The organism is Streptomyces sp. NPDC002680, from assembly GCF_042889145.1.
Taxonomy (GTDB): domain Bacteria; phylum Actinomycetota; class Actinomycetes; order Streptomycetales; family Streptomycetaceae; genus Streptomyces; species Streptomyces adonidis.
This window is the reverse complement of sequence record NZ_JBIAQP010000009.1, coordinates 280,136-301,619: the sequence shown is the minus strand read 5'-3', so window position 1 is coordinate 301,619 and position 21,484 is coordinate 280,136. Positions and strand designations below refer to the sequence as shown.

General features: G+C 69.5%; 19 protein-coding genes and 1 riboswitch. Of the genes, 12 read left to right on the top strand and 7 right to left on the bottom strand.

Translation table 11 applies throughout. The features are described from left to right. Positions 1-18: 18 nt before the first annotated feature. The 5 genes from ACFYXF_RS24910 to ACFYXF_RS24890 all read left to right on the top strand — a co-directional run bounded on the left by ACFYXF_RS24910 (position 19) and on the right by ACFYXF_RS24890 (position 7,197). Positions 19-1,233 (top strand): sensor histidine kinase, encoded by a 1,215-nt coding sequence (locus tag ACFYXF_RS24910; RefSeq protein ID WP_389352449.1) that lies wholly within the window; start codon positions 19-21, stop codon positions 1,231-1,233. Between the two features lie 165 nt (positions 1,234-1,398). Next, positions 1,399-2,757, top strand: coding sequence for a sensor histidine kinase (locus ACFYXF_RS24905; protein ID WP_389352447.1), 1,359 nt, complete (start codon positions 1,399-1,401; stop codon positions 2,755-2,757). 453 nt (positions 2,758-3,210) lie between these two features. Beyond that, positions 3,211-3,870 (top strand): response regulator transcription factor, encoded by a 660-nt coding sequence (locus ACFYXF_RS24900; RefSeq protein ID WP_330290511.1) that lies wholly within the window; start codon positions 3,211-3,213, stop codon positions 3,868-3,870. 263 nt (positions 3,871-4,133) lie between these two features. Next, positions 4,134-6,119 (top strand): 2-oxoacid:acceptor oxidoreductase subunit alpha, encoded by a 1,986-nt coding sequence (locus tag ACFYXF_RS24895; RefSeq protein WP_389352445.1) that lies wholly within the window; start codon positions 4,134-4,136, stop codon positions 6,117-6,119. Further along, entirely contained in the window at positions 6,112-7,197 is a 1,086-nt protein-coding gene (locus ACFYXF_RS24890) for a 2-oxoacid:ferredoxin oxidoreductase subunit beta (protein WP_389352443.1), read from the top strand. The genes ACFYXF_RS24895 and ACFYXF_RS24890 overlap by 8 nt, the downstream gene beginning before the upstream one ends. A 15-nt stretch (positions 7,198-7,212) precedes the next feature. Here ACFYXF_RS24890 and ACFYXF_RS24885 read toward each other — a convergent pair whose 3' ends face one another. Next, positions 7,213-7,638 (bottom strand): winged helix-turn-helix transcriptional regulator, encoded by a 426-nt coding sequence (locus tag ACFYXF_RS24885; RefSeq protein WP_389352441.1) that lies wholly within the window; start codon positions 7,636-7,638, stop codon positions 7,213-7,215. Positions 7,639-7,730: 92 nt separating this feature from the next. Here ACFYXF_RS24885 and ACFYXF_RS24880 point away from each other — a divergent pair, with 92 nt between their 5' ends. The 6 genes from ACFYXF_RS24880 to ACFYXF_RS24855 all read left to right on the top strand — a co-directional run bounded on the left by ACFYXF_RS24880 (position 7,731) and on the right by ACFYXF_RS24855 (position 13,346). Continuing rightward, entirely contained in the window at positions 7,731-8,582 is an 852-nt protein-coding gene (locus ACFYXF_RS24880; protein ID WP_389352439.1) for an NAD(P)H-binding protein, read from the top strand. Positions 8,583-8,763: 181 nt separating this feature from the next. Beyond that, positions 8,764-9,732: an EamA family transporter RarD gene (rarD, locus tag ACFYXF_RS24875; RefSeq protein ID WP_389352438.1), complete on the top strand. Its 969-nt coding sequence runs from the start codon at positions 8,764-8,766 to the stop codon at positions 9,730-9,732. Between the two features lie 63 nt (positions 9,733-9,795). Beyond that, positions 9,796-10,287, top strand: a complete 492-nt coding sequence (locus ACFYXF_RS24870) for a VOC family protein (RefSeq protein ID WP_389352436.1) — start codon at positions 9,796-9,798, stop codon at positions 10,285-10,287. A gap of 158 nt (positions 10,288-10,445) precedes the next feature. After that, positions 10,446-11,414: a M28 family metallopeptidase gene (locus tag ACFYXF_RS24865; RefSeq protein WP_369033557.1), complete on the top strand. Its 969-nt coding sequence runs from the start codon at positions 10,446-10,448 to the stop codon at positions 11,412-11,414. Positions 11,415-11,533: 119 nt separating this feature from the next. Then, on the top strand, positions 11,534-12,721 hold the full coding sequence (locus ACFYXF_RS24860; RefSeq protein ID WP_389352434.1) for an amidase: 1,188 nt from the start codon (positions 11,534-11,536) through the stop codon (positions 12,719-12,721). Between the two features lie 79 nt (positions 12,722-12,800). Next, positions 12,801-13,346, top strand: a complete 546-nt coding sequence (locus ACFYXF_RS24855) for a flavodoxin family protein (RefSeq protein ID WP_389352432.1) — start codon at positions 12,801-12,803, stop codon at positions 13,344-13,346. Between the two features lie 53 nt (positions 13,347-13,399). Here the strand turns inward: ACFYXF_RS24855 and ACFYXF_RS24850 are convergent, their stop codons facing one another. The 5 genes from ACFYXF_RS24850 to ACFYXF_RS24830 form a co-directional block, all read right to left on the bottom strand. Then, complete coding sequence (locus tag ACFYXF_RS24850; protein WP_389352430.1) at positions 13,400-14,335, bottom strand: ABC transporter permease; 936 nt, start codon at positions 14,333-14,335, stop codon at positions 13,400-13,402. Continuing rightward, a complete protein-coding gene (locus ACFYXF_RS24845) occupies positions 14,322-15,317 on the bottom strand; it encodes an ATP-binding cassette domain-containing protein (RefSeq protein WP_389352428.1) in 996 nt (331 codons plus the stop codon). The genes ACFYXF_RS24850 and ACFYXF_RS24845 overlap by 14 nt, the downstream gene beginning before the upstream one ends. Positions 15,318-15,397: 80 nt before the next feature. Then, positions 15,398-16,714, bottom strand: coding sequence for an outer membrane lipoprotein carrier protein LolA (locus ACFYXF_RS24840; protein ID WP_389352427.1), 1,317 nt, complete (start codon positions 16,712-16,714; stop codon positions 15,398-15,400). Positions 16,715-16,979: 265 nt separating this feature from the next. After that, positions 16,980-17,957, bottom strand: coding sequence for a CHRD domain-containing protein (locus ACFYXF_RS24835; protein WP_389352425.1), 978 nt, complete (start codon positions 17,955-17,957; stop codon positions 16,980-16,982). Positions 17,958-18,166: 209 nt separating this feature from the next. Continuing rightward, positions 18,167-19,177, bottom strand: a complete 1,011-nt coding sequence (locus tag ACFYXF_RS24830) for a polyprenyl synthetase family protein (RefSeq protein ID WP_389352423.1) — start codon at positions 19,175-19,177, stop codon at positions 18,167-18,169. A 641-nt stretch (positions 19,178-19,818) separates the two neighbouring features. Further along, positions 19,819-19,984, top strand: a riboswitch (cyclic di-AMP (ydaO/yuaA leader). Positions 19,985-19,987: 3 nt separating this feature from the next. Between ACFYXF_RS24830 and ACFYXF_RS24825 the strand changes: the two genes are divergently transcribed. Then, the gene (locus tag ACFYXF_RS24825; protein ID WP_389352421.1) at positions 19,988-20,479 is read left to right on the top strand and encodes a transglycosylase SLT domain-containing protein; all 492 of its coding nucleotides are present in this window, start codon (positions 19,988-19,990) and stop codon (positions 20,477-20,479) included. A gap of 16 nt (positions 20,480-20,495) precedes the next feature. Here ACFYXF_RS24825 and ACFYXF_RS24820 read toward each other — a convergent pair whose 3' ends face one another. Continuing rightward, positions 20,496-21,341: an HAD family hydrolase gene (locus ACFYXF_RS24820; protein ID WP_389352419.1), complete on the bottom strand. Its 846-nt coding sequence runs from the start codon at positions 21,339-21,341 to the stop codon at positions 20,496-20,498. Positions 21,342-21,484 lie beyond the last annotated feature (143 nt).

The following is a 21,484-nucleotide window of genomic DNA, read 5'->3' as shown; positions in this document are numbered from 1 at the left end:
GCGGGCAGGCTGGCGAACATGACCGCACGTATCGCCGCCACCAGCGCGGAAACCGAGGGCGACCGACTGCCCCCTGTCCGTTTCGCCCTCGACCCGCACACCTGGAAGGAGATCGCCCACCTCCTGGCCAACCTGCCGATGGCGTTGTTCGGTTTTGTGTACGTGGTGACCGTGGTGTCCGTGGGTTCCTTCCTCGCGATCACGGTGATCGGCCTTCCGATCCTCGCCGGCGGGCTGATGGGCGCGCGCCTGCTGGGCCGGTTCGAGCGGGCGCGGGCCAGGGCGCTGCTCGGGGTACGGGTGGACGAGCCGAGTCCGCTGCCGTTGCGCGGCGGGCGGGGCGCCCATGGCCAGGAGCTCGGGTTCTTCGGGCAGTTGTGGATGGCGTTGAAGGATCCGGTCGGCTGGCGGACCATCCTGTACGACTTCGTACGGCTGCCCTGGGCCGTTCTCACGTTCAGCGTCGTGCTCGTGTCGTTGTTCGTGCTGTGGCCGGTGCTGCCGTTCGTGGCGCGGGGGCTCACGAATGTGGACCGGGCGATGGTGCGCGGGCTGCTGTCGCCCTCCGACGAGTTGGAACGCCGTATCGCCGAACTGGAGTCCGGCCGGGGGGTCGTGATCGACACGGCCGCCGCCGATCTGCGGCGGATCGAGCGCGATCTGCACGACGGGGCGCAGGCCCGGCTCGTCAACCTCGCGATGGGGCTCGGGCTGGCCAAGGAGAAGCTGCTTGAGGGCCAGGCCGACGAACACGTGGCGGCGATGGTCGAGGAGGCGCACGGCGAGGTGAAGCTCGCGCTTCAGGAGCTGCGCGATCTGGCGCGCGGGATCCATCCGGCGGTGCTGACGGACCGGGGGCTGGACGCGGCGCTGTCCTCGGTGGCCTCGCGGTGCACGGTTCCGGTGCAGGTCACGGCGGATCTGCCGGCCAGGCCTGCCGCCGCCATCGAGGGCATCGCCTACTTCACGGTCTCCGAGCTGCTCCAGAACATCAGCAAGCACAGCGGGGCGCGGAACGCGTCCGTCGACGTGTGGCGCACCGAGGACCGGCTGTTGATCCAGGTCTGGGACGACGGGCGCGGTGGTGCGCGGCTGGACGGCGGTACCGGGATGGCGGGGCTCGCGGACCGGCTGGGCGCGGTGGACGGGCTGTTCGTCATCGAGTCGCCCGAGGGCGGGCCCACGACGGTCACAGCCGAACTGCCCTGGCGGGAGCGGGCCGAGCAGTCGTAGGCAGGGCTTTCCTGTCCGGCGCAGGTAGGGAAAACCCCCGGGGGAAGACCCCTACGTGCTCCATGGTCCGTGGGGGTCGGTGCGAGCAGGCTGATGGCAGGCGAACAGGGCAGCGGCGGGCGCGCCGACTGGGACTCGTAGGACTAGTAGGACGGGACTGGGGCGATGGCCATGGAGTACGGACAGGGGTACGGGCAGCAGGGCGGGCCCGGGGCCGGATTCCACGAGGCCGGGCGGGGGCGGCGGTTTCGGTTGCCGGCCGCGTTGCGGGCGCCCGTCGAGGCGCGCAGCTGGCGCGAGTTCGCGTATGTGCTGCTGAGCCTGCCGGTCAGCGTGCTGGTGTTCACGTACGCCGTCACCATGGCCTCCACCGGTGCGGGGCTGCTGATCACCTTCCTCGGGATTCCGGTGCTGGCCGTGGGTCTGGCGGGGTGCCGGGGGTTCGGTGTGCTGGAGCGGAGGATGGCGCGCGCGCTGATCGGCGCCGACGTGGCCGAACCGGAGCCGGTGCGGACCCGGAAGTCGGGGGCGGCGGCCTGGATGGGGGGCGTGCTCAAGAGCGGTACCTCGTGGCGGCACCTGTTGTTCTCGGTGCTGCATCTGCCGTGGGCGGCGTTCTCGTTCGTGGTCGCGGTCGTCTTCTGGGTCTACGGCTGGGCGCTGCTCACGTATCCGCTGTGGTTCTGGGTCTTCCCGATGTACGGCGGGCAGGACGGCCTTCAGCTGTACGGCGACGAGACCCACCGGATCTACCTCGACAACCCGTTCGAGATCACCGTGACCGCGCTGGTCGGGCTGTTGTTCACCATGGCCACGCCCTGGATCGTGCGGGCGCTGACGCTGGTCGACCGGGTCATGGTGCAGGGGCTGCTCGGGCCGTCGCGGCTCGCCACGCGGGTCGTCGAGCTGGAGTCCGACCGGGGGGTCGTCGTCGACACGGCGGCGGCTGATCTGCGGCGGATCGAGCGGGATCTGCATGACGGGGCGCAGGCGCGGCTGGTGGCCCTGGCCATGGATCTGGGGCTCGCGAAGGAGAAGCTCACGGAGGATCCGCAGGCTGCGGCCCGGATGGTGGACGAGGCGCACGGGGAGGTGAAGACGGCGTTGCAGGAGCTGCGGGATCTGGCGCGGGGGATTCATCCGGCGGTGCTGACAGATCGGGGGCTGGACGCGGCTCTGTCGGCGGTGGCGTCACGGTGTGTGGTGCCGGTGCAGGTGGAGGTGGATCTGGTGGAGCGGCCGGCTGCGGCGATCGAGGGGATCGCCTACTTCACGGTGTCGGAGTTGTTGCAGAACGTGAGCAAGCATGCGTCGGCCACGTGGGCGTCGGTGGATGTGTGGCGGGTGGAGAGTCGGTTGATGTTGCAGGTGGTGGATGACGGGGTGGGCGGGGCGGATGCCTCCGGCGGTTCGGGGTTGGCGGGGTTGGCGGGGCGGCTTGACGCGGTGGACGGGATCTTGGTGGTGGATTCTCCGGTGGGGGGGCCTACTCGGGTTACTGCGGAGTTGCCTTGGCGGGGGTGAGCGGTGGTGCGGGGGCGGCTTTTTTCGCCCCCGCCGCCCCTACCCGTCCCATCCTTCTGGGGGCTGCGCCCCCAGACCCCCCTTCGTCCTCAAACGCCGGACGGGCTAAAAGATCAAGCCCCGGCCGGTGCTGAAGTGCGGTGGGGGGCGGGTGGGCGGGGAAAGGGGCGGCGGGGGAAAGGAGTGGGCTGAGCGCGGTTGTCCTCGAACGCCCGCCCGCACCCCCACTCAGCCCGTCCGGCGTTTGAGGACAAGGCCCCTTCAGGGCCGTAGCGGGGGTCTGGGGGCGGCAGCCCCCAGAAGGATGGGAACGGGTAGGGGCGGCGGGGGCGAAGAAACACTGCCCAGGCCCCAGGAAACCCCCGACAACAACCCCCTCCTCGTCCGAATACTGGGATGCTGGAGCCTGGTGTTCGGACGGGGTATGGGGGCCGGGGAATCGTGGAGAACAGGGTGCGGGTCGTCATCGCCGAGGATTCAGTGCTGCTTCGGGAGGGCCTGACCCGGTTGTTGACCGACCGTGGGCATGACGTCGTCGCCGGTGTGGGCGACGGGGTCGCGCTGATCAAGACCATTACCGAGCTGGCCGCGCAGGACGAGCTCCCGGACGTCGTCGTCGCGGATGTTCGGATGCCGCCCACGCATACCGACGAAGGGGTCCGGGCCGCCGTACAGCTGCGGAAATCGCATCCGGAACTCGGTGTGCTCGTGCTGTCTCAGTACGTCGAGGAGCGCTACGCGACCGAGCTGCTCGCCGGGTCCAGCCGGGGCGTCGGGTATCTGCTGAAGGACCGGGTCGCCGAGGTGCGGGAGTTCGTGGACGCGGTGGTGCGGGTGGCCCAGGGGGGTACCGCGCTCGATCCCGAGGTCGTGGCCCAACTGCTGGGGCGCAGCCGTAAGCAGGACGTGCTCGCCGGGCTCACGCCCCGGGAGCGGGAGGTATTGGGGCTGATGGCTGAGGGCCGGACCAATTCGGCCATCGCACGTCAGCTCGTCGTGAGTGACGGTGCCGTCGAGAAGCACGTCAGCAATATTTTCCTGAAGCTGGGGCTCTCCCCCAGCGACGGCGATCACCGGCGTGTTCTGGCCGTTCTGACCTACCTCAACTCCTAGCCGTCTGACGCCTCGTCAGGGACCGGCCGCACCCGGCAACAGGCACTCGGTCCGCGGCAGAACCGGAGACCCGGCCGGGAGCGTCTACCGAGTCAGCGCTGCGGGGCAGGAAATCATGACAAGCCAGGGCGCCGAACCGTCTCAAAATGGCGTCCATCATGCGATCGGTCCAGGGAAGGCGACCCTTACCGACGTACTGTTGATCCTGGGAAGGTCCGCGGGAGGGCCGCCCCAGGCCGCCGCCTCGAAGGAGGTCCAGTTCAGTGACCAGCCAGGTCAGCAGTCCAGCGGACAGTTCAGCGAACGGTTCAGCGGACGGGTCAGCGGAGAAGGCCGACTCAGACGTCGGAGCCGTCGGATCCGTCGTGGGAGAGCAGCGCGGTCCGGCGGGTGTGAAGGACGTACGGCGACTCGATCGGGTGATTATTCGGTTCGCGGGAGACTCCGGGGACGGAATGCAGCTCACGGGGGACCGCTTCACCTCCGAGACCGCGTCCTTCGGGAACGATCTGTCCACTCTGCCGAACTTCCCCGCCGAGATCCGAGCGCCCGCAGGAACACTGCCGGGCGTTTCTTCGTTCCAGCTGCATTTCGCCGACCACGACATCCTCACGCCCGGCGACGCGCCCAATGTGCTGGTCGCGATGAACCCGGCCGCGCTGAAGGCGAACATCGCCGATGTGCCGCGCGGCGCCGAGATCATCGTCAACACGGACGAGTTCACCAAGCGGGCCATGCAGAAGGTCGGGTACCCGGTCTCCCCGCTGGAGGACGGCTCGCTCGACGGGTACAGCCTGCATCCCGTGCCGTTGACCACCCTCACCGTCGAGGCGCTCAAGGAATTCGCCCTCTCCCGCAAGGAGGCCGAGCGCAGCAAGAACATGTTCGCGCTGGGGCTGTTGAGCTGGATGTACCACCGGCCGACGGAGGGCACCGAGAAGTTCCTGGCCGCCAAGTTCGCCAAGAAGCCCGAGATCGCCGCCGCCAACCTCGCCGCGTTCAGGGCCGGTTGGAACTTCGGGGAGACCACTGAGGACTTTGCCGTCTCCTACGAGGTCGCGCCTGCGTCCACCGCTTTCCCCACCGGGACCTATCGCAACATCTCCGGGAACCTGGCTCTGTCGTACGGGCTCATCGCGGCCGGTCAACAGGCCGATCTGCCGCTGTACTTGGGGTCGTACCCGATCACGCCCGCCTCGGACATCCTGCACGAGCTGAGCAGGCACAAGAACTTCGGGGTCCGGACCTTCCAGGCCGAGGACGAGATCGCCGGTATCGGGGCCGCGTTGGGCGCCGCCTTCGGCGGGGCGCTGGGCGTCACCACCACCTCCGGGCCTGGTGTGGCGCTGAAGTCCGAGACCATCGGGCTGGCCGTTTCGATGGAACTGCCCTTGCTGGTCATCGACATCCAGCGCGGCGGGCCCTCCACCGGGCTGCCGACCAAGACCGAGCAGGCCGATCTCCTTCAGGCCATGTTCGGACGCAACGGCGAGGCCCCGGTCCCGATCGTGGCCCCGTGCACGCCCGCCGACTGCTTCGACGCCGCGATCGAGGCCGTCCGGATCGCGCTCACCTATCGCACCCCCGTCTTCCTGCTCTCCGACGGGTATCTCGCCAACGGCTCCGAGCCCTGGCGCATCCCCGAGGTCGACGAACTGCCCGATCTGCGCGTGCGGTTCGCCCAGGGACCCAACCACACCCTCGACGACGGCACCGAGGTCTTCTGGCCGTACAAGCGGGACCCGCAGACCCTCGCCCGACCCTGGGCGATCCCCGGCACGCCCGGGCTCGAACACCGCATCGGCGGCATCGAGAAGCAGGACGGCACGGGCAACATCTCGTACGACCCCGCCAACCACGACCTGATGGTCCGTACCCGCCAGGCCAAGATCGACGGAATCGACGTACCGGATCTCGAAGTCGACGATCTGTCGGGCGCCGCCAACACCCTTGTGCTGGGCTGGGGTTCGACGTACGGGCCGATCACGGCGGCCGTACGGCGGCTGCGGGCGGCCGGGCAGCCGATCGCGCAGGCCCATCTGCGCCACCTCAACCCCTTCCCGCGCAACCTCGGTGAGGTGCTGAGGCGTTACGACCGGGTCGTGATCCCCGAGATGAACCTCGGCCAGCTCGCCACGCTGATCCGGGCGAAGTACCTGGTGGACGCCCATTCGTACAACCAGGTCAACGGTATGCCGTTCAAGGCCGAACAGCTCGCCACGGCTCTCAAGGAGGCCATCGATGGCTGAGACGTCCACGGAAGGCTCCGGTACCGGCACGATCGAGGCACTCACTCTGGTGCCCAAGGCCGAGGCCAGGCAGTCCATGAAGGACTTCAAGTCCGATCAGGAAGTGCGCTGGTGCCCCGGCTGCGGGGACTACGCGGTCCTCGCCGCCGTACAGGGCTTCATGCCCGAACTGGGGCTGGCGAAGGAGAACATCGTCTTCGTGTCCGGGATCGGGTGCTCCTCCCGCTTCCCGTACTACATGAACACCTACGGGATGCATTCGATTCACGGGCGCGCGCCCGCCATCGCCACCGGTCTCGCCACCAGTCGGCGGGATCTGTCCGTCTGGGTGGTCACCGGTGACGGCGACGCGCTCTCCATCGGCGGCAACCATCTGATCCACGCCCTGCGGCGCAATGTGAACCTCAAGATCCTGCTCTTCAACAACCGGATCTACGGGCTGACCAAGGGCCAGTACTCGCCGACCAGCGAGGTCGGCAAGATCACCAAGTCGACGCCGATGGGCTCGCTGGACGCGCCCTTCAACCCGGTGTCGCTGGCGATCGGCGCCGAGGCGTCCTTCGTCGCCCGGACCGTCGACTCCGACCGCAAGCACCTCACGAGCGTGCTGCGCGAGGCCGCCGCCCACCCCGGTACCGCGCTCGTCGAGATCTACCAGAACTGCAACATCTTCAACGACGGCGCCTTCGAGGTCCTCAAGGACAAGCAGCAGGCCGAGGAGGCGGTGATCCGGCTGGAGCACGGGCAGCCGATCCGCTTCGGCGCCGACGGCACCAAGGGTGTCGTACGGGACCGGGCGACCGGCGATCTCAAGGTGGTCGCCGTCACCGCCGACAACGAGGGCGAGGTACTCGTGCACGACGCGCACTCCGCGTCCCCGACCACGGCCTTCGCGCTCTCCCGGCTCGCCGACCCGGACACCCTGCACCACACGCCCATCGGTGTCTTCCGCTCGGTCGACCGGCCCGTGTACGACACACAGATGGCCGAGCAGCTCGACACCGCGATCGTCCAGAACGGCAAGGGCGACCTCGGCGCGCTGCTCGCGGGCGGGGACACCTGGACCGTCGTCGGCTGACCTGTCGGCGGGCGACTACGAGGCCCGGGTCTTCTCGGCCCGGGCCTCGTCGTACGCCTTGCGGGCCCGGGCCACGTCCGGCATGCGGTCCTTCGTCCAGCCGGCCAGGGCGCTGACCTGGGCGGCGGCCTCGCGGCCGAGGTCGGTGAGCGAGTAGTCGACGCGGGGCGGGATGACCGGCTTCGCGTCCCGGTGGACCATGCCGTCGCGCTCCAGCGTCTGGAGGGTCTGCGTCAGCATCTTCTCGCTGACGCCGTCGATGGCCCGGCGCAGTTCGCTGAAGCGGTACGGGCGCTCCTGCAGCTCCATGAGGACGAGCACACCCCAGCGGCTGGTGACGTGCTCCAGGACCAGGCGGTACGGGCACCTGCCCTCGGAGTCGACCGTCGTGTACTTGCCCCTGGCCTCGACCTCGCCGCTCACTACCGTGCTTACTGTCATGTAAGTACCTTACTTGAAAGTGGGTACTTTCCAAGAGTTAGCGCTTCTCCTAGGGTTAGTGCCAGCCCGCACCCCACAAGGAGATTCACATCATGAGCATCGTCGTCACCGGAGCCACCGGCCACCTCGGTCGTCACGTCGTCGAGCAGCTGCTGGAGAAGGTTCCGGCCGACCAGATCACCGCCGTCGTGCGCGACACGGAGAAGGCGTCCGGCTTCGCGGCCCGCGGCGTGAAGATCGCCGTCGCCAACTACAACGAGCCCGAGACCTTCGACGGCGTCATAGCCGCAGGTGACAAGGTGCTGCTCATCTCCGGCAACGAGTTCGACAAGGGCCGTGTCGGCCAGCACAAGGTCGTCCTCGACGCCGCCAAGGCCGCGGGCGCCGCGCTGCTCGCGTACACCAGCGCCCCCGGCACCCTGACGGCCGCGCTCGCCGACGACCACAAGGGCACCGAGGCGGCGATCCTCGAGTCCGGCGTCCCCTACTCGCTGCTGCGCAACGGCTGGTACAACGAGAACTACACCGAGCAGCTCGCCGTCGCCCTGGAGCACGGCGTCACCCAGGCCGCCGGCGAGGGCAAGGTCGCCTCGGCCGCGCGCGCCGACTACGCCGCCGCCGCTGTCGCGGTGCTGACCGGCGAGGGCCACGAGAACTCGACGTACGAGCTGAGCGGCGACACCGCCTGGACCTTCGCCGAGTACGCGGCCGAGATCTCCAAGCAGTCCGGCAAGGACGTCCCCTACAACGCGGTCTCCGTCGAGGTCTTCACCGGCATCCTGGTCGGCGCCGGCCTGCCCGAGGGCCTCGCCGCGATCCTCGCGGGCGTGGACGCGTCCATCGAGCAGGGCCAGCTGGCCGGCACCCCGGGCGACCTGTCCCGCCTGACCGGCCGCCCGACCACGCCGATCGCCGAGTCGATCGCCGCCGCGCTCAAGGGCTGACACCAGCTGTAACCCCTGGACCCCTCAGGGGCGCGCACTCCCCCGTGGCGCCCCTGAGGATGCCACCCCCGGCTGTCATGACCGTATCGCGATACGAGCATGACAGCCGGGGGTGCTCGGCGTTACCGTCAGGGACGCGCACGTCCATATGACGATGTGCTGATACGAGGGGGAGGCACCGGTGGCCGGGAAGCCCACGAGCGAGCAGCGCACGGGTCTGCTGAACGGCTTCGCGGCATACGGGATGTGGGGCCTCGTTCCGCTCTTCTGGCCGCTGCTGAAGCCGGCCGGGGCGGTCGAGATCCTGGCCCACCGGATGGTGTGGTCCCTCGCGGTCGTCGGTATCGCGCTGCTGGTGCTGCGCCGCTGGGCCTGGGCGGGCGAGCTGCTGCGGCAACCGCGCCGACTGGCACTGATAGCGGTCGCCGCGGCGCTCATCACGGTCAACTGGGGTGTCTACATCTGGGCGGTGAACACCGGGCACGTGGTCGAAGCCTCGCTCGGCTACTTCATCAACCCGCTGGTCACCATCGCCATGGGCGTGATCCTGCTGAAGGAACGGCTGCGGCCGGTGCAGTGGACGGCGGTCGGCGTCTGCCTCGCCGCCGTGCTCGTCCTGACGGTCGGATACGGCCGGCCGCCCTGGATCTCCCTCTGTCTGGCCTTCTCCTTCGCCACGTACGGCCTGGTGAAGAAGAAGGTCAACCTGGGCGGGGTCGAATCCCTGGCCGCCGAGACCGCGGTCCAGTTCCTGCCCGCGCTGGCCTACCTGCTGTGGCTGGGCGGACAGGGCGAGGCGACCTTCGGTCAGGAGGGCCCCGGGCACGCGGCCCTGCTCGCGGCGACCGGCATCGTCACCGCCCTCCCGCTGGTCTGCTTCGGCGCGGCGGCGATCCGGGTGCCCCTGTCGACCCTGGGCCTGCTCCAGTACCTGGCCCCCGTCTTCCAGTTCCTCCTCGGCATCCTCTACTTCCACGAGGCCATGCCCCCGGAACGCTGGGCCGGCTTCGCCCTGGTGTGGCTGGCGCTCGCCCTGCTGACGTGGGACGCGCTGCGGGCGGCCCGGCGGGGGGCGCGGGCGCTCAGGGCGGGGGCCGAGGCGATCCCCGCTCCCCGGCCGGCGGAGGCCACGCAGGACGTACGCGGCTGAACACGCGGGACGTACGCCGCCGAGACGGGGCGTTGTCAGTGCGGCACGTTATAAGTGGTTTCCATGACGCTGATGCCCGGACAGTCCGACTCGCCCCCCGCCTCCACCCCCGTCCACTGGAAGCTGGTCGTCGACTGCGCGGACCCGCACGCGCAGGCGAGCTTCTGGGGTGCCGCGCTCGCGTACACCGTCGAGGACCACAGCGCGCTGGTCGAGCGGCTGCTGGACATCGGTGCCGTGCGGGACGAGCTGACCGTCGTGGTGGACGGCCGGCGCGCCTGGCGGGACCTGGCCGCCGTACGGCATCCCGGTGATCCGTACGAGGAGGAGAGCGGGACCGGGCTCGGGCGGCGGCTGCTGTTCCAGCGCGTTCCGGAACCGAAGACGGGCAAGAACCGGCTCCACCTCGATCTGCACCCGGGCCCGGACCGGCGCACGCCCGAGGTCGAGCGGCTGACCGAGCTGGGGGCGAGAGTGCTGCGGGAGGTGCGGGAGATGGGCGGCGAGTGGGCGGTGATGGCGGATCCGGAGGGGAACGAGTTCTGCGTCCACTGAACCTGACGCTCGACGTGTTGGTCATGTCCATGTTCATCCGGTATGCGAACTCCCTGTCCAGATAGCGCTCTTGACGAACAGTTGGCCAGAGCTTCACCATCCAGGCACCTATCCGCTGTGGAATCCCTGTGATTCCCAAGGAATTCGGAGCCCCCCACATGAAGCTCTCGGTTCCCGGACGCGCCACAGCCACCGCTGTGGCCGTCACCGTGCTCGCCACCACCGCGCTCCTCACCACGAGCACGGCGGCCGGCGCGACACCCGCACCAGACTCGTCCGTGAAGCTCGCCGCCGCGCCCGACCTGCCGCTGGCCAACGTCAAGGCACATCTGACCCAGTTGCAGTCCATAGCCACCGCCAACGGCGGCAACCGGGCGCACGGCAGAACCGGCTACCGTGCCTCGCTCGACTATGTGAAGGCCAAGCTGGACGCGGCCGGATTCACCACGACCATCCAGCAGTTCACCGCGTCCAGCCGTACCGGCTACAACCTGATCGCCGACTGGCCCGGCGGCGACCCCGAGCAGGTGATCATGGCGGGCTCGCACCTCGACAGCGTCACCTCCGGCGCCGGTATCAACGACAACGGCAGTGGTTCGGCCGCCGTTCTGGAGATCGCTCTCGCGGTCTCCCGCGCCCAGTACCAGCCCACGAAGCATCTGCGTTTCGCCTGGTGGGGAGCGGAGGAGCTGGGGCTGGTCGGGTCCCGGTACTACGTCAACAACCTCTCCGCCGCGAACCGCGCACGCATCGACGGCTATCTGAACTTCGACATGATCGGCTCGCCGAACCCCGGCTACTTCGTCTACGACGACGACCCGACCATCGAACAGACCTTCAAGGACTACTACGCGGGCCTCGGCATCGCGACCGAGATCGAGACCGAGGGCGACGGCCGCTCCGACCACGCGCCCTTCAAGAACGTGGGCGTCCCGGTCGGCGGTCTGTTCAGCGGCGCCGACTACATCAAGACGGCGGCGCAGGCGGCCAAGTGGGGCGGTACGTCGGGCCAGGCGTTCGACCGCTGCTACCACTCGTCCTGCGACACGACGGCCAACATCAACGACACCGCCCTCGACCGCAACAGTGACGCGGCCGCGTACGCGGTGTGGGAGCTGTCGGAGTAACGCGCGCGGTCCGTGGTCCAACTCCCCCGTACCGCACCGGCGATGGCATCGACGGCACCCTACGGATGCCAAGATCGGTCAGCAGATCATCGGTCGGTACGGGGGGGGAGGGTGACAAGTTGAGTCTCCCGATCGCGGAGATCGCCGCCGCCGTCCGAGCGCGGGAGGTGACCGCCGTCGAGGTCGTCACCGCCGCGCTCGCCCGAATCGCCGCCGTGGAACCGGAGTTGTGCGCGTTCAGGGAGGTCTGGGGCGAGGCGGCGGTACGGCGGGCGCGCGAGGTCGATGTCCGGGTCGCGGCGGGTGAGCGGCTGCCGCTCGCGGGCGTTCCGCTCGCGGTGAAGGGGCGGTACGGGGAGCGGGCCGCGGACGCGGTACGGCTGATCGCCGCCGGGTGTGTGCCGGTGGGCTCGACATCCGTACCCGCGCCTGGAACCCCCTGGCAGACATGGGGACTTGGGGCCGGGGGACCGACCGTGAACCCGTGGCGGGCGGACCGTGTGCCGGGCGGTTCGTCGGCGGGGGCCGGGGCGGCGGTGTCGGCGGGCCTGGTGCCGCTCGCGACCGGCGCGGACGGCGCCGGGTCCGTGCGTATCCCGGCCGCCTGGTGCGGGGTGTTCGGCCTCAAATCGACGAACGGGCGCCTGCCGCATCCCGACCGGACGGGCCTGAGCGCGGTGGGGGCGGTGGCTCGGCGGGCGGTCGACCTGGGGGCGTACTGGCGGTGCGTGACGGAGGAAGGGGACCCGGAGTGCCAGTCCGTACGGCGACCCCTCACCGCCCTCTGGTCGGACTCCCTCGGCTTCGCCCGCGCCGATCCCGGGTCGGCCCTCGTCGCGCAGGGGGCCGCACTGCGGCTCGACGGTGCCGGGGTCGTACGGCTGCTGCCGCCGGACGATGCTCTCGTGCGCCTCGACGATCCGGGGCCGGCTTGGCTGGCGCTGCGGGCGGCGGGTGCGGGTGCGGGTGGGACGGGCACGAGTACGGGTGGCGGTACTGCGGCGGCGTACCGGCTGCGCGCTGCCAACGACCGGCGGCTCGCGGAGCTGTTCAGCCGGGCCGACCTGCTCCTGACCCCCACGACGCCGAATCCGCCGCACGGCCACGAGGGTCCGGGCGACCGGTACTCGACCGCGCTCACCTGGGCGTTCAACCTCAGCGGGCACCCGGCGGCGAGCATCCCTGCGGGCTTCGGCCCGGACGGCTGCCCGGTCGGACTCCAGGTCGTGGCCCGGCACGGCGCGGAACAGGTGCTGCTGCGGGTCATGGCTGAGGCGGAGGAACAAGCGGGCCTGGCCAGCTGTTGATGCACACGCATGTACTGTGGGCGCATTGACTCACCGTGCGCGCCACACCCGCCGTACACCAACCGCACCGGGGGCCGACATGAATCGCAGTTTCCTCTTTCTGCTGGGCAGCAGCCGCACCGACGGCAACACCGAGGCGCTCGCCCGCCGGGCCGCCGAACAGCTGCCCGCCGAGGTCGAACAGCGCTGGCTGAGTCTCGCCGAGCATCCGCTGCCCGACTTCGAGGACCTGCGCCATGACGCGGACCACGTCCGGCCCAGCGGGAACAACGCGGCCCTCCTGCTCGACGCCACCCTCGCGGCAACGGACATCGTGATCGCCTCGCCGCTGTACTGGTACTCGGTGTCCGCCCCCGTCAAGCGCTACCTCGACTACTGGTCGGGCTGGCTGCGCACCCCCGGCCTGGACTTCAAGGCCACCCTCGCCGGACGCACGCTCTGGGGCGTCACCGTCCTCGCGGACCCCGAGCCGAGGGTCGCCGACCCGCTGGTCGGTACGCTCCGCAGCTCGGCCGCGTACATGGGGATGCGGTTCGGCGGGGTGCTGCTCGGCAACGGGAGCAAGCCCGGTGACGTACTGAAGGACACCGACGCGCTCACCCGCGCGAAGACGTTCTTCGAATAGTTCGGCCGGTTCGGCCCCTTCGACCCGTTCGGGCGAGGGGAGGCAAGGGGAGTTCAGACGGTGATGTCCTTCGTCGTGAACCGCGCCCAGGCCGCCGAGCCGAACACCGCCGCGTACACGGCCTGGATGCCTAGGTTCTTCACCAGGTCGTCCCAGTAGACCGGTTCGCGCATGAGGTCGGCGAAGGACAGCCAGTAGTGGGAGAAGAAGTACGGCTGGAGCGCGTGCAGTTGGGGTATCTGGTCGAGGATCTGGACGGTGATGAGCAGTCCGACGGTCGTCGCCATCGCCGCGATGCCGCTGCTCGTCAGGGTGGAGATGAACAGGCCGAGCGCCGCCACCCCGATCAGTGACGCGGCGACGACCAGCGCGATCAGCAGCGCCCGCCCCAGCCCCTCCGTGAAGCTGATGCTCGTACCGGAGATCGTCATCAGATCGCCGAGTGGGAAGAGCAACGCGCCGACCGTGAGCGCCGACAGTGCCACCACCAGCGTCGCGACCAGGCAGAACGTCAGCGTGGTCGCGTACTTGGTGAGGAGCAGGCGGGTGCGGCCGGCCGGGGCGACCAGCAGATAGCGGAGGGTGCCCGCGCTTGCCTCGCCGGCTATCGCGTCGCCCGCGATGACGCCGATGGCCATCGGGAGGAAGAAGGGGAGGGTTGCGGCCAGGGCCGTGAACACCAGGAAGAGGCCGTTGTTGGTGATCTGCGAAATGAAGGCGGGGCCTCCGCCGCCGCCCCCGCCCGGGCCACCGCCGACGCCGGACGAACCGTCGCTCGTCTCGATCTTCACGGCGATGCCGACGAGGATCGGTACGGCGGCGAGCACGGCGAGCAGTGCGAGGGTGCGCCAGCGGCGGAAGGTGGTGAGTAGTTCGTTGCCGAAGAGGGTGCCTCGGACGGTTGTTCGGCGGCTGAGGGTTTGTTGTGGCTGGTCGCGCCGTTCCCCGCGCCCCTTTGGGGCGCCTACCTGAACCTCAGCCTGCGACATCGAAGCCCTCCCCCGTCAGCGCCATGAACGCGTCCTCCAGGGACGCCCGTTCGACGCCGAAGCCCCGGACGCGGACGCCTGCGCCGACCAACGCGGCGTTCAGATCGGCCAGTTCGCGGTCTCCGTCCGGCACCTCGCAGGTCACTCGGTCCTCGGTCATGACCACGTCGCCGCAGCCCTGCTCCTTCAGTACGCGGGCCGCCTCACCCGTATCCGGGGTCGTCACGACCAGGCGTCCGCGTGTCCCTGCGGCCAACTCCGCCACCGAGCCCTGGGTGATGAGACGCCCCTGCGCCATGACGGCCGCGTGCGTACAGACCTGCTCGATCTCGTCGAGGAGGTGGGAGGAGAGGAAGACGGTGGTGCCGTCGGAGGCCAACTCCCGTACCAGAGAACGGATTTCGCGCATGCCCTGCGGGTCGAGTCCGTTGGTCGGCTCGTCGAGGACGAGCAGTCGGCGCGGCTGGAGCAGCGCCGCCGCGAGACCGAGGCGCTGCTTCATGCCCAGCGAGTACGCCTTCGCCTTCTTGCCGGCGGCGGCCGTGAGGCCCACCCGGTCCAGGGCGTGCGCGACGCGTGTACGCCGGGTGCGCGGATCGGCGGTCGGGTCGGCGGCGTCGTACCGGACGAGGTTGTCGCGGCCCGAGAGGAAGCCGTACAGCGCGGGCCCCTCGATGAGCGCGCCGACGTGCGGCAGCACGGCGCGGGTGGCGCGGGGCATCGGCCGCCCCAGCACCCGCGCCGTGCCCGACGTCGGCTCGATCAGGCCCATCAGCATGCGGATGGTGGTCGTCTTGCCGGAGCCGTTCGGCCCGAGGAAACCGAAGACGCTGCCCGCCGGGACGGTGAGGTCGAGAGCGTCGACGGCCAGCTGTCCACCACGGAAGCGCTTGGTGAGGGCACGGGTGACGATGACCGCGCCATCGTCACCCCGGTGCACCTCTTCCGGCTCTCCCCGCTCCGCGGCGGACGCTTCCTCCATGGGCTCCCCCGGCTCCCTCGGTCGTCTACTCGTACAACAGGGATTCGCGTCCGGAGGTTCCCGAACGGGAGTTACGCGAGTTACTGGGCCGCGTTCGCCGCCTTCACCAGCGCGTCCTTCGTGACGGCGCCGACGTAGAGCTTGCCGTCGTCCGTCATCAGGGCGTTGATCAGGCGGGTCTTGAAGACCGTGCCGGAGCCGAAGTCGCCGGAGACCTTGTCGCCGAAGGAGTCGAGGAAGCCGCCGAACGCGCCGGCGTCCGGAGAGTCACCGGCCGACGGCAAGCCGCCCTCGGACCCCGAGTCGAAGGCGGCGATGGAGTTCCAGCCCTCGCCGATGACCTTGACGCCATCGTCCTCGGCCCCGTGCGCCCACCCATGGCCCTGGGTTCCCGCGACATCGCCGTCGAGTTCCTTGCCGAACTCCTGGTCGAACTCCTTGCCGAAGTCCTCGTCGGCCGTGCCCGAGCCCTCCTCGGTGACCTTCGTGCCCTTGGGCGGGGTGAAGTCGAAGGTCGAGGCGGCGGGCTTGGCGAAGTCGACATCGACGAAGCCGGCGTCCACGACGGCCGCACCTCCGCTCGCCGGGGTGAGCGTGAACTTCAGCGGCGTACCGGTCTTCGAGTCGACCGCGATGCTGATCGCCCCGACCGTGGACCCGGACGCCTTCGGCTTGATGACCAGCTTGTACGCGTCGCGGCCAGCGACCTGGGCGGTGCCGTCGACGGTCACGGAGGTCGTGCCGTCGGCCGCCTTCAGGGCCTCCTCGGCGAACTCCTTGGGCGTGGCGGGCACGTCGTCGGGCAGGGCCTGGTCCTTGCCGTCGGCCTTGTCCTTGCCGCCCTCGGACGCGGGGGCCGTCGCGTGGTACGCCTCGTTCGACGAACTGTCGTACGCCCACACCTCGTCGCCGTTGTGGATGACGCTGTACTCGGCGGCCTTCTCCAGCAGCGACACCTTCTGCTTGTCGGGGCCGTCGACGGCGACCCGGACCGTGTGCGTGCCGGAGGCCAGTTCGAGGAGCTTGGCGCTCGGGTCGGCGGCCGACCCCGAATCGCCGGAACCCCCACCGAGGCCGCCCGACAGCAAGCCGCTCTCCAGACCGCCGAGGTCGGGCAGCCCCAGATCCGTGCTGATCTTCACCGTGCCGGACAGCTGCTGGGTGTCCGACGCGGCGATCTTCTCGATGAGTTCCTGCGCGCTGATCTTCGGCAGATCGGGGTCACCAGAGCCGGCGAACGCCGGTACCAGCCCGATCGTCGCGACCGTCAGACCGATCACCACGGCCGGGGCGGCGTACCGCGCGGCCTTGCGGCGCCGCGAGGGCACGTCCTCGGCCTCGGTCTCGATCTCGGCCTCGATCCGGTTGCCGGACTTGGCCTCTTCGTACGGTGCCATGTGTGCCTTACCTCCGTCGTCGGCGGCGGCCGTCAGTCCCACACCTGTCCACCCTGAGCCGCCATTCTCACCCGAATCGGTGAGGAGTGGTGCTTTCCATCTCACCAAATCGACGAAGGGGAATCGTCAGACCTTGGTCTCAACTCCGCGTACTGCTACGGGATGACATGAGGAGGCGATGCTTCCCCCGACCCGTAGGGGTCGTGCGGTGGTGGTACCGGGGGAAGCGCCGCCTCACATACCAGCTGACCGGCAACTCCGGGTCTCAACTCTTGAGGAACACGTAGTCCGCCTGGTAGGGCACGCCCACGATGGTGCCGGGCGAGCAGGAACCGGCCGGTGCGACGCCGCCCACGGTGTTCAGCCGCAGGATCTCGGTCGTACGGGCGAGCAGCCCGCGGTGCTTGCCGGACTGGGTGGCCCTGAGGTCCAGTTCGGGGATGTTCCTGTCGCCGTTCGGGGTCTTGGAGATCAGCGACCCGGTGACCGCGCTGCTGTCGGGGGCGATCCACTGCGGCGTACCGGAGTTGGGCTTCACGAAGGTGTGCGCGATGTTCCCGCCGAGTACGGCGCTCACGTCACGCTGCGCGAAGGCGTATCCGCCGCCCTCGGCCGGCTTGCACTGGTAGATCTGCTTGCCCTTGACGACGGACGCCTGGAAGTTGTCGAGGGCGTCCCGGAAGTCGAAGGAGGCGACGGTGACCTTGTGGAGCTGCCCACGGACGGCTCCGCCCGGGAACTCAGCGGTGTGCAGATTGGCGTAGAAGGCGCCGGGGTCGGACTTGAGCTTCGCGAGCAGGGCGGCGTCGTTGACCTTGACGGTTCCCGTGACGGTACGTCCCTTGCCGAGCAGCCCGGTGAAGTCGATCTTGACACCGCCGTTCGTGCCCTTGGCGCCCTGGTGGATGTGGAGGAGGGTCGGCTTGCCGGTACCGCGCCAGGCCACGGCGACGGACACCTTGTCGCCCTTGACCTTGACGAACTCGACGGCGGCTCCGTCCCGGTCCCCGACGGCGGGCCCACCGGCCACGGGCACCTCGTTGGCACCCCGGAGACTGGCGGCGAGAACGGTGCCACCGCCTCCGGCGCCGACACCCCGGGTGACGATGCCCACGTGGTCGGCGTGGGCGTTGCGATCACTACCGCGATCCCCGTTCGCGGCCACCGCCGGAAGAACGGCGGCGGCGATCCCTGCAGCGGCGACCACCGCGACCCCGGAAACGATCAGGCTTTTACGGCCCATGATTCTTTTTCTCCCCGTATCGCAGCTGACGCCCCCTGCGTCAGCTTCTGGAACCAATACGGGAAGAGGTCTCGCTTTGGACTTAGTCCAGCCACGTGGCGTGCGTCACACACCCTTTTAGCCCGTCCGGCGCTTGAGGACGAAGGGGGGTCTGGGGGCACAGCCCCCAGAAGGATGGGAACGGGTAGGGGCGGCGGGGGCGAAAACCCCTACCCAGCCCGATGCACCACCGCGTCACACATCTCCCCCAACGCCACCTTCGCATCACACTCGGCCAACGGCACCAACGCAGCCCGCGCCTCCTGCGCAAACCGCACCGTGTCCCGCCGAGCCTGCGCCAACGCCGGATGCACCCGCAGCCGAGCCAACGCCTCCGCATGCCGCGCGTCGTCACTCAGATCGGAGTCCAGCAACTCGCACAGCGCGACATCCTCGGCCAGCCCCATCCGAGCCACCCGCTCCCGCAACCGCAGCACGGGCATCGTGGGAATGCCCTCCCGCAGATCCGTCCCCGGCGTCTTCCCGGACTCGTGGGAGTCGGACGCGATGTCCAGCACGTCGTCCGCGAGCTGGAAGGCGACCCCGAGCCGCTCCCCGTACTGGGTGAGCACGTCCACGACACTGTCGTCGGCGCCGGACATCATCGCCCCGAACCGGCAGGCCACGGCCACCAGCGACCCGGTCTTCCCGCCCAGTACGTCCAGATAGTGCTCGACCGGGTCCCGCCCGTCGGACGGCCCCGCCGTCTCCAGGATCTGCCCGGTCACCAGCCGCTCGAACGCCTCCGCCTGCACCCGCACCGCCTCGGGCCCGAGGTCGGCAAGGATGTGCGAGGCGCGCGCGAAGAGAAAGTCGCCGGTCAGGACCGCGACGGAGTTCCCCCAGCGCGTGTTGGCGCTGGGCACCCCGCGCCGCACCTCGGCCTCGTCCATGACGTCGTCGTGGTACAGCGTCGCGAGGTGGGTCAGCTCCACCACCACCGCCGACGGCACGATCCCCGGCGCGTGCCGGTCCCCGAACTGCGAGGCGAGCATCACGAGCAACGGCCGGAACCGCTTCCCGCCGGCCCGTACGAGGTGCTGCGCGGCCTCCGTGATGAAGGGCACCTCGCTCTTGGTGGCTTCGAGCAACCCTTCCTCGACAGCCGCCAATCCGGCCTGGACATCGGCTTCGAGAGCCTGGTCCCGCACGCTCAGCCCGAACGGCCCGACGACGGTCACGAGGGATCTCCTGTCTGCTGGTGTCTACTGGCGGTCACACGGTGTGTCGATAGGTCGCTGCCATCACTCAAGTCAGCGTATCCGGTCACGTTTCGATCACCACGAGCGCCCGCCCGTCCAGGCCAGGCGGTATCGGATCACGACCGGAATGTTTTTGATCAGCCCATAAGTATGGACATTCATAAACATCCCGCGCCCCACCCGTCACACCAGTGATCGCACCCGCGCATACGCCACCACCTCCCTGACGGCACCCTCCGTACCCGTCGCTACGACAACGACGCGCATCGCACGAGAGGTTCCGCCCGCCCGACTGACACACCCACAAGAAGCATAAAAACCCTAAAAACCCCTATTCACCCCACTCATCTCACCCAGACCACGACTACCCCCACCCCGTGATTCGAGTCACTCCAAATTCCGGCCCCCACCACCCCCTCCCCCGCAAACTCCCCATTCGCAAAAGGCAAGTTACTCACCACCCCTCTCCGCGCATCCGCCCGTTTTGTCCACAACGTGCGCCCCAAATGACCAAGTCCTATGCTTCCGCCCCTTGTTCCACGCGTGTGCTCTCGCATACGTTCTCGCCACGCCGGGCGGATCGCCGAATCCTGCCACCGCCCGCAGAGCACCATCCCACCCACCCACACGTGACTCACGCAGGCAGGAGCGGGGGACCCAGGTAAGCCGCCGGTCCGGGCACGACGCCGGAGCGGCTAGGGGTGAAGTCGCGCGCCGAGCAGGCGCCCGGCCGGGCATCTCCCGCCCGAACCCGACAGCTCACCTCGTAGGCGTCGGAGAGGACTCAGCATGCCCGCACGAGGTCAGCACCAGCGCGCGAGAACCACCCGCCGCCCGCTCACGCGCACAATCGCCATCACCGGAACGGCCGCCGCAGCCCTGGCCTTTCCCTTCCTGACCGCGACAACGGCATCAGCCGCACCGTCGTCCGCCGCGTCCGTGTCGTCGGCGACGAACTACGCGAACAACCTGGACGGCTGGATCCGCGAATCGCTCGACATCATGGCGCAGAACGGAATCCCGGGAACGTACGACGGCATCTACCGCAACATCATCCGCGAGTCCTCGGGCAACCCGAACGCCATCAACCTCTGGGACTCGAACGCGGCAGCCGGCACCCCCTCCAAGGGTCTCCTCCAGGTCATCGACCCGACCTTCGCCGCCTACCACGTCGCCGGCACCTCGTACGACCCCTACGACCCGATCGCGAACATCACAGCGGCCTGCAACTACGCGGCGGCGCGATACGGCTCGATAGACAACGTGTACGGGGCCTACTAGGCCGGCCGACCCGCCCTCACCGCCACACCCCGGTCCCGTACCCGTCCCCGTCCCCGGCTCCGAACAGCCGCTCCAGCACGACCGCGATCCCGTCGTCCTCGTTCGAGAGGGTGACCTCGTCCGCCACCGCCTTGAGTTCGGGATGGGCGTTGGCCATGGCCACCCCATGGGCCGCCCAGTCGAACATGGGGATGTCATTGGGCATGTCGCCGAAGGCGATGGTGGCGGACGAGGCCAGCCCGAGGTACTCGGCGGCGAGCGCGAGCCCCGTCGCCTTGGTGATGCCGCATGGCTGGAGTTCGACGGTGCCCGGCCCCGACATGGTGACGGTCGCGAGCGAACCGACCGCTCCACGCGCCGCCGACGCCAACTCGTCGTCGGACAGCGACGGGTGACGCAGCAGCACCTTGCTGATGGGCGCGGCCCACAGGTCGTCCCGATGCGGCACCCGTACGGCGGGCAGCGTCGGGTGCGGCATCAGGTAACCGGGTTCGATGAGCGTCAGCCCGTCGACACCGTCCTGGTCCACGGCGGCGTACACCTGCCCGACCTCGGCCTCGATCTTGCCGAGCGCGGTCTCCGCCAGCTCCTGGTCCAGGGTCACCGACCACAGCAGACGGTCCGCGCCGGCGTCGTACAACTGCGCGCCCTGTCCGCACACCGCGAGCCCCCCAGCCCCGAGGTCGTCGAGCAGCGGCCGGACTCTCGGCGCCGGCCGTCCCGTCACCACCAGATGCCGGGCGCCGGCGGCCGTGGCACGCGCCAGCGCGGTCCGCGACCGGTCGGAGAGCGTGTCGTCGGCACGCAGGAGCGTTCCGTCCAGGTCCGTGGCGATAAGTGTGTATGAGGTGGGAGCGGCCATGATCCAGAGAATACGGATCGTTCGGCACATCGGTCTCCGCCCGAACCGGACGACGTTCGGCATCCCGGCAGCAACAGCCTCTCAGTCTGCCCCAACTCCCGCCCCGGGAAGGCCCGAACGGCACGAGATCGCGGTCCGCACCC